Annotated in this window: 11 protein-coding genes; all 11 read left to right on the top strand. The window is 66.9% G+C overall.

What is annotated here, in order from left to right; all coding sequences use genetic code 11:
* Positions 1-382 precede the first annotated feature (382 nt).
* Positions 383-1,816 carry an N-acetylglucosamine/diacetylchitobiose ABC transporter substrate-binding protein gene (gene ngcE, locus ACFWY6_RS36225; protein ID WP_384699761.1) on the top strand — a complete coding sequence of 478 codons (1,434 nt, stop codon included), beginning with the start codon at positions 383-385 and terminating at the stop codon, positions 1,814-1,816.
* A 62-nt stretch (positions 1,817-1,878) separates the two neighbouring features.
* Positions 1,879-2,937 carry a carbohydrate ABC transporter permease gene (locus ACFWY6_RS36220; RefSeq protein ID WP_384699759.1) on the top strand — a complete coding sequence of 353 codons (1,059 nt, stop codon included), beginning with the start codon at positions 1,879-1,881 and terminating at the stop codon, positions 2,935-2,937.
* Positions 2,938-2,958: 21 nt separating this feature from the next.
* A complete protein-coding gene (locus tag ACFWY6_RS36215; RefSeq protein WP_384699757.1) occupies positions 2,959-3,855 on the top strand; it encodes a carbohydrate ABC transporter permease in 897 nt (298 codons plus the stop codon).
* Between the two features lie 148 nt (positions 3,856-4,003).
* Positions 4,004-5,266, top strand: coding sequence for an ABC transporter substrate-binding protein (locus tag ACFWY6_RS36210; RefSeq protein WP_384699755.1), 1,263 nt, complete (start codon positions 4,004-4,006; stop codon positions 5,264-5,266).
* 51 nt (positions 5,267-5,317) lie between these two features.
* A complete protein-coding gene (locus ACFWY6_RS36205; protein ID WP_384699753.1) occupies positions 5,318-6,265 on the top strand; it encodes a carbohydrate ABC transporter permease in 948 nt (315 codons plus the stop codon).
* A complete protein-coding gene (locus ACFWY6_RS36200; RefSeq protein ID WP_384699751.1) occupies positions 6,265-7,146 on the top strand; it encodes a carbohydrate ABC transporter permease in 882 nt (293 codons plus the stop codon). Before ACFWY6_RS36205 ends, ACFWY6_RS36200 begins: the two co-directional genes overlap by 1 nt.
* Before the next feature lie 207 nt (positions 7,147-7,353).
* Positions 7,354-8,553: an ROK family transcriptional regulator gene (locus tag ACFWY6_RS36195; RefSeq protein ID WP_361823693.1), complete on the top strand. Its 1,200-nt coding sequence runs from the start codon at positions 7,354-7,356 to the stop codon at positions 8,551-8,553.
* 120 nt (positions 8,554-8,673) lie between these two features.
* Positions 8,674-9,792 carry a sugar ABC transporter substrate-binding protein gene (locus ACFWY6_RS36190; RefSeq protein WP_361823696.1) on the top strand — a complete coding sequence of 373 codons (1,119 nt, stop codon included), beginning with the start codon at positions 8,674-8,676 and terminating at the stop codon, positions 9,790-9,792.
* A 215-nt stretch (positions 9,793-10,007) separates the two neighbouring features.
* The gene (locus ACFWY6_RS36185) at positions 10,008-10,796 is read left to right on the top strand and encodes an ATP-binding cassette domain-containing protein (protein ID WP_384699748.1); all 789 of its coding nucleotides are present in this window, start codon (positions 10,008-10,010) and stop codon (positions 10,794-10,796) included.
* Between the two features lie 14 nt (positions 10,797-10,810).
* On the top strand, positions 10,811-12,115 hold the full coding sequence (locus ACFWY6_RS36180; protein ID WP_384699763.1) for a sugar ABC transporter permease: 1,305 nt from the start codon (positions 10,811-10,813) through the stop codon (positions 12,113-12,115).
* A 191-nt stretch (positions 12,116-12,306) separates the two neighbouring features.
* On the top strand, positions 12,307-14,241 hold the full coding sequence (gene dxs, locus ACFWY6_RS36175) for a 1-deoxy-D-xylulose-5-phosphate synthase (protein WP_384699746.1): 1,935 nt from the start codon (positions 12,307-12,309) through the stop codon (positions 14,239-14,241).
* The last annotated feature ends 60 nt before the right edge of the window (positions 14,242-14,301 follow it).

Here is a 14,301-nt window from a genome sequence, read left to right as displayed (position 1 = left end):
GGAGCGCAGCGGAATCGGCGCAGCCGACGCGACGAAGGAGCGCCCTTGACTCCCGGCCCGGAACCGCCAACCTCGGGACAACCGGGCGGCCCCGGCGCCAATCAAAGCCACAGGCCCAGCCAAACGAACCACCCCACGTCTCCGCGAGGTCTCAACTCGGGAAAGACTGCTGGCCGAGCCTGTGTTCGATCTTGCTCTGCTGCCGAAGAGTGGACTATACCTATCGGCACCCTGAGTGGCGGGTGCGAGCCCTTGCCATGGAGTTGCCGCACGTTCAGTACCACCCAAGCTTCAACTGACCCGCGGTGTCGGGCCCTTCGCCCCAGTGAGCCGGCGGGGTCCCGTACACCGCCTGAGTCCTGGAGAAGGCGAGGACTTGAGCATGGGATCCACCAGCTTCAACCGTCGTGACGTGATGAAGAAGGCGGCAGCGACCAGCCTCCTTGCGGTGCCGGCCGTCGGCGCGCTGAGCTCGTGCGCCAGCGGCGGCGGCGAGGAGAACAAGGCCGAGAAGGGTGAGAAGTCCAAGAAGAACCCGTTGGGTGTCAAGGCTGACGCCGCGCTCGGGGTTTATATCTTCAATGGCGGATATGGCGACAAGTACGCCCAGTTCGTCACCGACATGTACCAAGAGAAGTACCCGAAGTCCGACGCGGACCAGAAGGCCACCACGAAGATCGCCACCCAGCTGCAGCCGAAGATCGTCCGCGGCAAGCCGACGGCGGACGTCGTCAACAACTCCGGCGCCGACCAGATGAACATCGGCAAGCTGGTGCACAACAAGCAGGTCGCCGACCTCGGTGAGGTGCTCGACGCCCCCTCGTGGGACGACCCGAACGTCAAGGTGCGCGACACCCTGGTGCCCGTGGTCGAGACGATGGGCCAGTTCGGCGGCAAGGAGTGCTACCAGCTGAACATCGCCGTGACCGTCTACGGCAACTGGTACTCCAAGAAGCTGCTCGAAGAGGGGCTCGACTCCGAGTACCCGAAGACCTGGGACGAGATGCTCGCGGTCTGCAAGAAGGCCAAGGGCAAGGGGATCCATGGGTGGAGCTACCCCGGCGGTCACCCCCGTTACATGTTCTTCAGCATGTACGCGATGTTCGCCCAGCGCGGCGGGCGTGACGTCATCGACGCCATGGACTATCTGGAGCCGGGTGCCTGGAAGCATGACGCCGTCAAGGACGTGTTCGAGGCCTGGGAAGAGCTCGTATCCAAGAAGTACGTGCTGACCGGCTTCGACGGCACCGAGGCGCACACGGAGATGCAGACCGCCTGGACCAAGGGCGGCAAGTGTCTCTTCGTACCCAATGGGTCGTGGGTGGAGAACGAGGCCAAGGACACCACCCCGAAGGACTTCCAGATGACGGTCGGTGCGACGCCGTCCCTGGATTCCAGCGACAAGATGCCGTTCGGCACGCTCTACGCCCCGGCCGGCGAGCCGTTCATCGTCCCGTCCAAGGCCAAGAACGTGCAGGGCGGCCTTGAGTGGCTGCGGATGATGTACAGCAAGGAGGCCGCCCTGAACCTGTTCAAGGAGGTCGGCTCGATCCCCGCGGTCAAGGGCGCGGTCGACGGCCAGAAGCTGCCGTCCGGCACGGCGAGCGCGAAGGCGGCCATCGAGGCGGCCGGCGAGAACGTCGTCATCCCCAAGTTCTACGACTGGTACAACGAGCTGTTCCGCGAGGACTTCAACAACATGATCGCCAAGTTCATGCTGGGCCAGATCGGCACCAAGCAGGCGATGGACACCATGGAGAAGGCGTCCGAACGGATCCTGAAGGACCCGGACGTCAGCAAGGTCAAGAAGGCCTGAGGGGTGTCCGAGAGGCACCGGACCGGGAACGCGGGCACGTGAGTGAGGCGGGGCGGAGGGGCATGACGACTGACACCCGGGTGGACGATCCCCCACCTTCGGAACCTTCGAAGGAGGCGGCGGCGCCGAGCGGTCCGCCCAAGGCGCCGAACCAGCTGCTGTTCCTCCTGGCGGTGGTGCTGCCGCCCCGCTTCACGCCCGAGAGCGTGCGCTACGACCGGCGCTACCGCACGCTCGACAAGTACCGCTTCATCGCGGGCTTCCTGGGCCTGCCCCTCGCGTTCTACGCCCTGTTCGTCATCTCACCCTTCGTGCAGGCGATCTACTACTCGTTCACCGACTGGTCCGGCGGACCGGTGGCGAACTTCATCGGCTTCGACAACTTCACCAAGATGTGGGACGACGAGCGCTTCTGGGACTCCCTGGAGATGAGCGTCGCCCTGGCGGTCATCGCCCCGCTCGTCACGCTCGTACTCGGCATGTTCTTCGCCTACATGATCACGTCGGGCGGCCGGCACCGTAAGGGCCAGGCCATCGCAGGGGTCGCGGGATCGTCGTTCTATAAAGTCGTCTACTTCTTCCCGCAGGTCCTTTCGGTGGCGATCATCGCCGTGGTGTGGGGGCGCGTCCTCAACACCAACAGCGGGCTGATCAACGGCGGGCTCGACAAGGTGGGCATCGACGGGCCCGCCTGGCTCGGCGGCGACCGCTCCCTCGCCCTCATCGCCGTACTCGTCGTGCTCTCCTGGAGCTTCGTCGGTTTTTACGTCGTGCTGTTCTCCGCCGCCATGGGTGCGATCCCCAGGGACATCTACGAAGCCGCGCTGTTGGATGGCGCAGGGCGGGGGCGGACCTTCTTCAGCGTGACGCTTCCGCTGATCTGGGACACCGTGCGCACCGGCTGGATCTACATGGGGATTCAGGCGCTCGACTCGTTCGCCATCGTGCTGGTGATGGTGCCCGAGCATGTCCTGAAGGTCACTCCGGTCTTCCTGTACGAACGATTCCGGGACGGCCAGTACGGCTATGCGACCTCCATCGGCGTCGTCCTCCTCGTCCTCAGCATGGCGTTCTCGCTGATCGTCATGAGGATCGGGAATCGCGACCGGATCGAATACTGAGACCGCGGGAGCCACTGCATCATGACCACGAACACCACAGCGCCCCGCAAAGAGCCCGCCGACTCGCCCCGCAGGGAGGGGAGTTCGACGGGCGGCGCCACGCTGAACGTCTTCTCGCACGCCTTCCTCGTCCTGTGGGTGGTGCTCGCGGCGGGCCCGCTCGTCTGGGTCGCCCTCACGGCGCTGCGTCCCTCGGTCGAGATCCTCAGCGACCCGATGGGCTGGCCGTCCTCCCTGCACTGGGAGAACTTCAGCAACGCGTGGACCGAGGCCAGCATCGGCCGGTACGCGCTCAACTCGCTGATCATCCTGGCGGGTTCACTCACCGGCACCATGCTGCTCGGGTCGATGGCCGCCTATGTGATCGCCCGATTCACCTTCCCGGGCAACCGGTTCATCTTCCTGCTCTTCGCGGGCGGCATGATGTTCCCGGTCATCCTCGCCCTGGTCCCGCTCTTCGCGGTCATGGAGAACTTCGGGCTTCTGGACACCCGGCCAGGGCTCATGATCGCGTACATCGCCTACTCGCTGCCCTTCACCGTCTTCTTCCTGACCTCCTTCTTCCGTACGCTGCCGACGGGCGTCCAGGAGGCGGCGATGGTCGACGGGGCCTCGCACACCCGCACGTTCTTCCAGATCATGCTGCCGATGGCCAAGCCCGGCCTGGTCAGCATCGGCATCTTCAACTTCCTCGGCCAGTGGAACCAGTACCTGCTTCCGCTGCTGCTCAACAACGAGGAGGAGAGCAGCTATGTGCTGCCCCAAGGCCTCGCCAACCTGGCCGTGACGCAGGGCTACCGGGGCGACTGGGGGGCGCTCTTCGCGGGCCTGACGATCGCGATGCTTCCGGTGCTCGTCGTGTACGCCGTCTTCCAGCGACAGGTGCAGGCGGGCCTCACCGCGGGCGCTCTCAAGTGACCCCGACAGCGGGTGATTTCAGCTTGGCCACGAAAGTGGTCTAGGCCTGTCGCGCCAATTCCGGCCGTGAGTAATGTCGGCGCCACGGCGCCGCGGGGTGTCCTTTGCCCGCGTTCAAGTCGACACCGATGTCGAAGGGTTGAACAGCATGAGGAAACGAGTAATCGCCACCGGTGCGGCAACGCTCGCGATGGCACTGGGACTTACCGCCTGCGGCGGTGACAGCGACAGCGGCGACGGCAAGACGATCAAGATCGTCGCCGCGGACTACGGCGACAAGGCCTCCAACGCCTCCAAGATCTACTGGAACGACGTCAAGAAAGAGTTCGAGAAGGCCAACAAGGGCTACAAGGTCGACGTCCAGGTCATCAACTGGAACGAGATCGACAAGCAGGTCAAGAACATGATCCAGGCGGGCGACCAGCCCGACCTGCTGCAGACCGGCGGCTACGCCGACAAGGTCGCCGACGACCTGCTCTACAAGGCCGACGAGGTCCTCTCGCCCAAGACGCGGGAGAACCTCATACCGTCCTTCGCCAAGGCCGGCGAGGTCGACGGCACCCAGTACGGCATCCCGTGGGTCTCGTCGAGCCGCGTCATGTTCTACAACAAGGCCGTCCTGAAGAAGGCCGGCGTGAAGACGCCGCCCAAGACCTGGGACGAACTCGCCGCGGCCGCAAAGAAGATCAAGGACTCCAAGGCCGCAGAGACCCCCTACGCCCTGCCGCTCGGCCCCGAGGAGACCCAGGGCGAGACGATGATGTGGGAGCTCGGCAACGGCGGCGGTTACACCGACGCGAGCGGCAAGTACACGCTCGACAGCGCCAAGAACGTCGAGACCTTCGAGTGGCTCCAGAAGAACCTGGTCAAGCCCGGCCTCACGTACTCCAACCCGGCCTCCACCGACCGCAAGACGGCCTTCGCGGACTTCGCGGCCGGCAAGGTCGGCATGCTCAACGGCCACCCGAGCCTCATCCAGATGGCCAAGGACGGCAAGGTCGACTACGGCGTCGCCCCCATCCCCGGCAAGACCGGACCGCTCGACAGCACGCTCGGTGTCGCCGACTGGATGATGGCGTTCAAGGACGGCGGCGCGGAGAAGGAAGGCGTGAAGAAGTTCCTCGACTTCACGTACTCCAAGAAGATGCTGGCCTTCGACGAGATGTACAACCTCATGCCGGTCACCCAGGACACCCTCAAGGAGATGCAGGGCAACGGCAAGCACAAGGACCTGGAGCCGTTCTTCGAGGTGCTGCCGAACGCCAAGTTCTACCCGCTGGGCGACACCGCGTGGGACGTCATCTCCGCCGAGATGAAGAAGACCGGCGGCAAGGCGGCGGCCGACGACCCGAAGTCGGTCCTCGGTGATCTGCAGAAGAAGGCGGAGGACGCGGCGGCCGCGGCCAAGTAGCAGACAGCAGGCCCTCGTTCGCCCCGTTCGCTCCGTCCACAAGGAGTCCTTGTGTCACTGAAGGCCCCTCCGCCCCCGGCCGGCACCGGCCGGGGACGGGGCGGGCGCGCACCCAGGCCGGTCAGCCGGCGCAGCGGCATCGCCAGGCTCGGCCCGCTGCCCTGGATAGCGCCCGTCATCCTGCTGATCCTCGCCGTGGTCGTCTGGCCGGTCGTCGAGCTGATCCGCACCTCGTTCCTCAACGTGTCCATCGCCGGTGTCGTGCGCGGCAGCGCGGGAACCGACAAGTTCAAGAAGCTCTTCGAGGAGAGCGACTTCGGCTCGGTGCTCTTCTGGACGACCATCTGGACGGTCGTCGTCGTGAGCGTCACGATGCTGCTCTCGCTCGGCCTCGCCCAGCTGTTCAACCAGAAGTTCCCCGGCCGCCGCATCACGCGCTGGGCGCTCATCGCCCCCTGGGCGGCGTCCGTCCTGATGACCGCCATCGGCTTCAAGTGGATGCTCAACCAGACCGCGGGCGTGCTCAACACGGTGATGCTCGACCTCGGTCTCATCGACAAGTCCAAGGACTGGCTGGGGTCTTCGGACACCGCCTGGCCGTGGATGATGGCCGTCGCCGTCTTCGTCTCGCTGCCCTTCACCACGTACACGCTGCTCGCCGGACTGCAGACCGTCCCGCAGGACGTCTACGAGGCGTCGCGGATCGACGGGGCCGGCGGCTGGCAGACGTACCGGCACATCACGCTGCCGATGCTGCGGCCCGCGTTCCTCGTCGGCGTGGTCATCAACCTCATCAACGTCTTCAACTCCTTCCCGATCATCTGGGCCATGACCCAGGGCGGTCCGGGCTACGACACCTCCACGTCGATGGTGTTCATGTACAAGCTGAAGGAGACCGACATCGGTGAATCCGCTGCGATGTCGGTGGTCAACTTCGCGATGGTCGTGGTGCTCGTGCTGATCTTCCTGAAGGTCAGCCGGTGGAACGAGGAGGACTGATGGCCACCGCGACGGCGACCCGGACCGGGTCGCAGAAGTCCCCCAAGCCCCCCAGGCCCAAGCGCACCTTCCGGCCGCGCACGCTCGTCATCACCGTCGTCGCCTGGGCCCTCGCGGCGCTCTTCCTCGCGCCGTACCTGGAGATGGTGATCACGGCCCTGCGGCCCAAGAGCGAGCTGCGGGACCGCACGTACCTGCCCCAGAACTTCGAGTGGGCGAACTTCATCGACGTATGGAAGGAGTCCGAGCTCGGCCAGAACCTGCAGGTCACCCTGTTGGTCGCGGGCGGGGCGACGCTCCTGGTGCTCCTTGTCTCGCTGCCTGCCGCCTACTACACGGCCCGCATGCGCTACCGGGGGCGCAAGGCCTTCCTGCTGCTCGTCCTGGTCACGCAGATGTTCCAGCCGACGGCCCTGCTCGTCGGGCTCTACCGCGAGTTCCACCAGCTGGACATGCTCAACTCGGTCTGGACGCTGATCATCACCAACGCGGCGTTCAACCTCGCCTTCGCGGTGTGGATCCTGACCGCCTACATCAGCTCGATCCCGCCGGAGCTGGAGGAGGCCGCCATGGTGGACGGCACCAGCCGCTTCGGCGCGATGATCAAGGTGACCCTGCCGCTCGCGCTGCCCGGTGTGGTGACCGCGGTGATCTTCACCTTCATCACCTCCTGGAACGAGTTCGTGATGGGGCTCACGCTCACCACGGAGCCCGACAAGCAGCCGCTGACCGTCGGCATCAACAATTTCATCGGCGCCTACACCGTGGAGTGGAACTACCTCTTCGCGGCGTCGGTGGTGGCGATCGTGCCGGTCATCGTGCTCTTCGCCTTCATCGAGCGGCATGTCGTCTCGGGTCTCACGGCGGGCTCGGTCAAGTAACGGATCGGCCCCCGCAGGCCGGGTCTGGGTGGTTTGGGGTGTATCCCGGTCACTTGGACCCGGCCTGTCCGGCTGTTGGGCCTGGGAGATTTCCGTCAAGGACTTGACTGCGCTAACCCCTTCAGCAGAGCTTGGAGTTCACAACTTGTACGGGCGGCGACGAAGCCGTTACGTACATACGGCATACGGAAAAGGGTGGCTGAGTCAATGGAGACTCCGGGGTCGCAGTCGTCGCTGCACCGGGCCAATCTCGAGCGGGTCGTACGCGCCGTACGGCTCGCCGGTTCGCTCACTCAGGCCGAGATCGCCAGGACGACCGGCCTGTCCGCGGCCACGGTCTCCAACATCGTCCGGGAGCTCAAGGACGGCGGAACGGTCGAGGTCACGCCCACCTCGGCAGGGGGCCGCAGGGCCCGCAGCGTCTCGCTCAGCGGCGACGCGGGCATCGTCATCGGCGTCGACTTCGGGCACACGCACCTGCGCGTGGCCGTGGGCAACCTCGCCCACCAGGTGCTCGCCGAGGAGTCCGAGCCGCTGGACGTGGACGCGTCCGCCGCGCAGGGCTTCGACCGGGCCGAGCAGCTGGTCAGCAGGCTGATCGCGGCCACCGGCGTGGACCGCGCGAAGATCGCCGGGGTCGGTCTCGGTGTGCCGGGACCGATCGACGTGGAGTCCGGCACGCTCGGCTCGACGTCGATCCTGCCGGGCTGGACCGGCACCAAGCCCGCCGAGGAGCTGGGCGGCCGCCTCGGGGTGCCCGTGCACGTCGACAACGACGCCAACCTCGGAGCCCTCGGCGAGCTGGTCTGGGGGAGCGGCCGCGGGGTCAAGGACCTGGCGTACATCAAGGTCGCGAGCGGTGTCGGCGCCGGGCTCGTGATCGACGGACGGATCTACCGCGGCCCCGGCGGCACGGCCGGCGAGATCGGGCACATCACCCTGGACGAGTCGGGCCCGGTCTGCCGCTGCGGCAACCGCGGCTGCCTGGAGACCTTCACCGCGGCCCGGTACGTCCTGCCGCTGCTGCAGTCCAGCCACGGCACCGATCTGACCATGGAGCGCGTGGTGGCCCTCGCGCGCGACGGCGACCCGGGCTGCCGCCGGGTGATCGCCGACGTCGGACGGCACATCGGCAGCGGTGTGGCGAATCTCTGCAACCTCCTGAACCCCAGCCGGGTCGTCCTCGGCGGCGACCTCGCGGAGGCCGGTGAGCTGGTCCTCGGGCCCATCAGGGAGTCCGTGGGGCGCTATGCGATCCCCAGTGCGGCACGCCAACTCTCCGTGCTTCCGGGGGCACTTGGCGGGCGAGCGGAAGTGCTCGGCGCCCTTGCCCTCGCGCTCAGCGAAATGGGCGATTCGACCCTTTTGGACGGGTCTCTCCCTGCGCCCGCACCTGCCTTCACTTAGATAACGCATGGCACCGTTGTCATCTCGTTAAGGATTTACTCCTTGACGCTGGTGTGGCGGCCGAGTTGACTTCGAGCCACCTCGGCCGCAACGACGCGGCCACGTCAGGGAGGTTCCCAAATGAACACGCGTATGCGTCGTGCCGCCGTTGCCGTTGCCGCCACCACCATGGCCGTCACCCTTGCCGCCTGTGGCAGTGCCAAGGAATCCGGCGGTGACAAGGATGAAGCCGGTTCGGGCTCGAAGAAGGGTGACGCGCTGAACATAGGTCTGCTCCTGCCGGAGAACCAGACCGCGCGTTACGAGAAGTTCGACAAGCCGCTGATCGAGAAGCACATCAAGGAGCTGACCGACGGCAAGGCCAAGGTCACCTACGCGAACGCCAAGCAGGACGCGACCGTACAGAACCAGCAGGCCGACACCATGATCACCAACAAGGTGGACGTGCTGATCGTGGACGCCGTGGACTCCAAGGCGATCGCCGGTTCGGTCAAGAAGGCCAAGGACGCGGGCATCCCTGTCGTGGCGTACGACCGCCTTGCCGAGGGCCCCATCGACGCGTACACCTCCTTCGACAACGAAGAGGTCGGCCGTGTCCAGGGCAAGGCCCTCCTCGAGGCCCTCGGGGACAAGGCCAAGGGCGGCCAGATCGTGATGATGAACGGCGCGATCACCGACCCGAACGCCAAGCTCTTCAAGAAGGGCGCCGAGTCCGTGCTCAAGGGCAAGGTCAAGGTCGGCAAGTCGTACGACACCAAGGAGTGGAAGCCGGAGAACGCCAACGCCAACATGGAGGGCGCGATCTCGGCCCTCGGCAAGGACAAGATCGACGGCGTCTACTCCGCGAACGACGGCATGGCGGGCGGCATCATCACCGCCCTCAAGGCCGCGGGCCTCTCCAAGCTCCCGCCGGTCACCGGCCAGGACGCCGAGCTCGCCGGTGTGCAGCGCATCGTCGCGGGCGAGCAGTTCATGAGCGTCTACAAGTCCTACCCGGCGGAGGCCAAGGTCGCCGCGGAGATGGCCGTCGCGCTCGGCAAGGGCGAGAAGCTCGACTCCATCGCCAAGACGAAGGTCGACAGCCCCACCACCAAGGGCGTCCCCACCGTGCTCGTGCCGGTCGTCTCGCTGACCGACAAGAACATCAAGGAGACCGTCATCAAGGACGGGATCTACTCCGTCGACGAGATCTGCACGGCCAAGTACAAGGCCGACTGCGGCAAGGTCGGCCTGAAGTAAGTCCCCCTCTTTCCACGGGACTTCACCACCATTGAGGCCTGTCCGGTGCCCCGCTTCAACAGCCCCGCAGCTCTGGCGGGGCGCCGGACGGAAACACCCTCTGGTCCTCGCGTTCTTCGCTCCGCTCGTACTTCTCGTACTTCTCGTACTTCTCGTACTTCTCGTATTTCTCGTTCTCTTCTGTTCAACCTCCCGCCGGTCAGGCGGCGAAGGAGATGGTTCACGTGTCCGCTACGCCCGTGTTGGCGTTGCGCGGGGTCTCCAAGCGATTCGGTGCCGTCCAGGCGCTCACCGACGTAGAGCTTGAGGTCCGTGCCGGTGAGGTGGTCGCCCTGGTCGGCGACAACGGCGCAGGAAAGTCCACGCTGGTCAAGACGATCGCCGGCGTGCATCCCATCGATGACGGTGTCATCGAGTGGGAAGGCAAGAGCGTCTCGATCAACAAGCCGCACGACGCCCAGAACCTGGGCATCGCGACCGTCTACCAGGACCTCGCGCTGTGCGACAACATCGACGTCGTAGGCAATCTCTACCTCGGGCGTGAGCTGCGCAGGCGCGGCGTGCTCAACGAGGTCGAGATGGAGCGCCGCGCCCGCGAGCTCCTCACCACGCTGTCGATCCGCATCCCCAGCGTCCGCATCCCGATCGCCTCGCTCTCCGGCGGTCAGCGCCAGACCGTGGCGATCGCCCGCTCGATGCTCGGCGAGCCCAAGCTCGTCATCCTCGACGAGCCCACCGCCGCCCTCGGCGTCGAGCAGACCGCACAGGTCCTCGACCTGGTGGAGCGGCTGCGCGAGCGTGGCCACGCGGTCATCCTCATCAGCCACAACATGGCGGACGTCAAGGCCGTCGCGGACAAGGTGGCGGTGCTCCGGCTCGGCCGGAACAACGGAGTCTTCGACGTGAAGGCCACCTCGCAGGAAGAGATCATCTCCGCCATCACGGGCGCCACGGACAATGCCGTGACCCGTCGCGCGGCGCGCAATGGGGAGGCCCAGAAGTGAACGGCGACTCAGAAGTGAGCATCGACAAGACCTCCACGCACGACACCTCCACGCACGACGACGCACCCGTCGACGCCCCGGCCGCCGCGGCCGACGCCGTCACCGCCGTCGACCCCCGCCTGCTCGTGCGCGAGCAGGGCTTCGCCGGATACGTCACCGAGTTCAAGCGGAAGATGCGCGCCGGTGACCTGGGCTCCATCCCGGTCGTCGCGGGCCTCGTCATCATCTGGGCGATCTTCGCCTCGATGAACTCGCGCTTCATGACCGCGGAGAACCTCAGCAACATCTCCGTCGCCATGGTCGGCACCGGCATGATCGCCGTCGGCATCGTCTTCGTGCTGCTGCTCGGCGAGATCGACCTGTCGGTCGGCTCGGTCAGCGGTGTCGCGGGCGCGGTCGCCGCCGTCCTCGCCGTCACCCACGGCGCACCCGAGTGGATCGCCCTGATCGTCGCCGTCCTCACCGGCACCGTGATCGGCACCATCCACGGCTTCTTCTTCGCGCGGATCGGCGCCCCGGCGTTCGCCGTCACCCTGGCGGGCCTGCTGTTCTGGCAGGGCTTCATGCTCCAGATCCTGGGCGACAACGGCACGATCAACCTGGACTCCGAAGGCCTGATCGCCAAGCTGACCTCGTACTACTTCACGGACGTCGCAGCGGCCTACGGCCTCGCGATCGTCGCGGTCGTGGCGTTCTTCCTCTCCTCCTTCCTGGACAGCCGCCGCCGCGAGGCCGCCGGTGTCCCGTCAAGGCCGCTGAGCGAGATCGTCGTGCGCACGGCCGTCCTGGCCGTCGTGGCCTTCGCCGCCGCGATCATGTTCAACCAGTACAAGGGCCTCCCGCTGGCCCTGGTGATCTTCCTGGTGGTCCTGGTCGGCACCGACTTCGTGCTGCGCCGCACGGGCTACGGCCGCAAGGTCTTCGCCCTCGGCGGCAGCGTCGAGGCGTCCCGCCGGGCCGGTATCAACGTCACCCTGATCCGTACGTCGGTCTACGCGATCGCCGGTACGTTCGCGGCGGCGGGCGGCCTCTTCATGGCCTCCAAGATCGCCGCGGCCAACCAGGGCGCCGGCACCGGTGACCTCCTGATGAACGCCATCGCGGCGGCCGTCATCGGCGGCACCAGCCTCTTCGGCGGCCGCGGCCGCACCTGGAACGCCCTCCTGGGCGTCATGGTCATCACGTCCATCCAGTACGGCCTGGCACTCGAAGGTATTGCGACGCCGGTCCAGTACATGATCACCGGTGGCGTACTGCTCGCCACGGTCGTGATCGACTCCGTGACCCGCAAGACCCAGAAGACGGCAGGCCGCGCCTGACCTGCCCGAACCCTGATCGGGGGCTGCCCGGTACCGCAATGGCGCGGTGCCGGGCAGCTCTCTGTCTACGGCCGATCGCGTGACGCACAACTCCCGGCCCGGACGCCGCCGTCAACTGCGGAACATTAGACTCAACAGGCCCGGGCAACATCCGGTCAACGCTCGAACAGCTCTACTGCAAGGAGGCACGGGTGCCGCTGCTGACCCGCATCAGGGGACCGCGCGATCTGGACCGGCTCAGCCAGGAGGAGCTGATCCAGCTGGCCGACGAGATCCGCACCTTCCTCGTCGACGCAGTCTCCAAGACAGGCGGCCACCTCGGCCCCAACCTCGGCGTGGTCGAGCTCACGATCGCCATGCACCGCGTCTTCGAGTCCCCCCAGGACAAGATCCTCTACGACACCGGCCACCAGAGCTACGTACACAAGCTGCTCACCGGCCGTCAGGACTTCTCGAAGCTGAAGATGAAGGGCGGCCTCTCCGGCTACCCCTCGCAGGCCGAGTCCGACCACGACGTGATCGAGAACTCGCACGCCTCCGCCGTCCTCGGCTGGGCCGACGGCCTCGCCAAGGCCAATGAGCTGCGCAAGAAGGACGACCACGTCGTCGCCGTCATCGGCGACGGCGCGCTCACCGGCGGCATGGCCTGGGAGGCCCTGAACAACATCGCGGCCGCCAAGGACCGCCCCCTGGTGATCGTCGTCAACGACAACGAGCGCTCGTATGCCCCGACCATCGGCGGCCTCGCCAACCACCTGGCCACCCTGCGCACCACGGACGGCTACGAGCGCTTCCTGGCCCGCGGCAGGGACCTCCTGGAGCGCACCCCGGTCGTCGGCAAGCCCCTCTACGAGACGCTGCACGGCGCGAAGAAGGGCCTGAAGGACTTCATCGCCCCGCAGGGCATGTTCGAGGACCTCGGCCTGAAGTACGTCGGCCCGATCGACGGCCACGACATCGAGGCCCTGGAGTCCGCCCTGACGCGCGCCAAGCGCTTCGGCGGCCCGGTCATCGTGCACTGCATCACCGAGAAGGGCCGCGGCTACAAGCCCGCCCTGGAGGACGAGGCCGACCACTTCCACTCCGTCGGCAAGATCCACCCCGACACCGGCCTGCCCATCGCGTCCTCCGGCGTCGACTGGACCTCCGTGTTCGGCGAGGAGATGGTCAAGCTCGGCCACGAGCGCGAGGACATCGTCGCGATCACCGCGGCCATGCTCCAGCCGGTCGGCCTCGACAAGTTCTCCAAGGAGTTCCCGGAGCGGGTCTACGACGTCGGCATCGCCGAGCAGCACGGCGCGGTCAGCGCCGCGGGCCTGGCCACCGGCGGCCTGCACCCCGTCTTCGCCGTGTACGCCACCTTCCTCAACCGCGCCTTCGACCAGCTCCTGATGGACGTGGCCCTGCACAAGTGCGGCGTCACCTTCGTCCTGGACCGGGCCGGCATCACCGGCACCGACGGCGCATCGCACAACGGCATGTGGGACATGTCGATCCTGCAGTGCGTGCCGACCCTGCGGATCGCCGCCCCGCGCGACGCCGACCAGGTCCGCCTGCAGCTGCGCGAGGCCGTCGAGGTCGAGGACGCCCCGACCGTGGTGCGCTTCTCCAAGGGCGCGGTCGGCCCGGCCGTCAAGGCCGTCGGCAAGGTCGGCGGCATGGACGTCCTGCGCAAGGCCGCCACCCACCGGCCGGACGTCCTCCTGGTCTCCGTGGGCGCGCTCGCCCCGATGTGCCTGGAGATCGCCGATCTGCTCGACAAGCAGGGCATCACCACGACCGTCATCGACCCCCGCTGGGTCAAGCCCGTCGACGAGGCGCTCGCCCCGCTCGCCGAGCAGCACCGCGTCGTGGTCACCGTCGAGGACAACTCCCGTGCGGGCGGCGTCGGTTCGGCGATCGCCCAGGCCCTGCGCGACGCGGGCGTCGACGTGCCGCTGCGCGACTTCGGCATCCCGCCGCGCTTCCTCGACCACGCGTCCCGCAAGGAGGTCATGGCCGAGATCGGCCTGACCGCCCCGGACATCGCCCGCCAGGTGACGGGTCTCGTCGCCAAGCTGGACGGGCGCTTCGAGCGGGCCGCGGCCGTGGACTCGGTCGACGCCGGGGAGCCCGCGCGCGACTGACGGTCGTCAACCACCGTCCCTCATGGGCCGGTCCCACCACCCTGTACGGGTGGTGGGCTG

It is taken from the genome of Streptomyces sp. NPDC059037 (assembly GCF_042740015.1).
In the GTDB taxonomy this organism is placed as follows: domain Bacteria; phylum Actinomycetota; class Actinomycetes; order Streptomycetales; family Streptomycetaceae; genus Streptomyces.
The sequence above is the reverse complement of the archived record's forward strand: the minus strand, read 5'-3'. Positions and strand labels throughout refer to the sequence as shown.

Coding starts and splice junctions, on each gene's coding strand:
- ACFWY6_RS36195 (WP_361823693.1), top strand. CDS start 7,354: ATGGAGACTCCGGGGTCGCAGTCGTCGCTGCACCGGGCCAATCTCGAG.
- ACFWY6_RS36210 (WP_384699755.1), top strand. CDS start 4,004: ATGAGGAAACGAGTAATCGCCACCGGTGCGGCAACGCTCGCGATGGCA.
- ngcE (WP_384699761.1), top strand. CDS start 383: ATGGGATCCACCAGCTTCAACCGTCGTGACGTGATGAAGAAGGCGGCA.
- ACFWY6_RS36185 (WP_384699748.1), top strand. CDS start 10,008: ATGGTTCACGTGTCCGCTACGCCCGTGTTGGCGTTGCGCGGGGTCTCC.
- ACFWY6_RS36215 (WP_384699757.1), top strand. CDS start 2,959: ATGACCACGAACACCACAGCGCCCCGCAAAGAGCCCGCCGACTCGCCC.
- ACFWY6_RS36220 (WP_384699759.1), top strand. CDS start 1,879: ATGACGACTGACACCCGGGTGGACGATCCCCCACCTTCGGAACCTTCG.
- ACFWY6_RS36190 (WP_361823696.1), top strand. CDS start 8,674: ATGAACACGCGTATGCGTCGTGCCGCCGTTGCCGTTGCCGCCACCACC.
- ACFWY6_RS36200 (WP_384699751.1), top strand. CDS start 6,265: ATGGCCACCGCGACGGCGACCCGGACCGGGTCGCAGAAGTCCCCCAAG.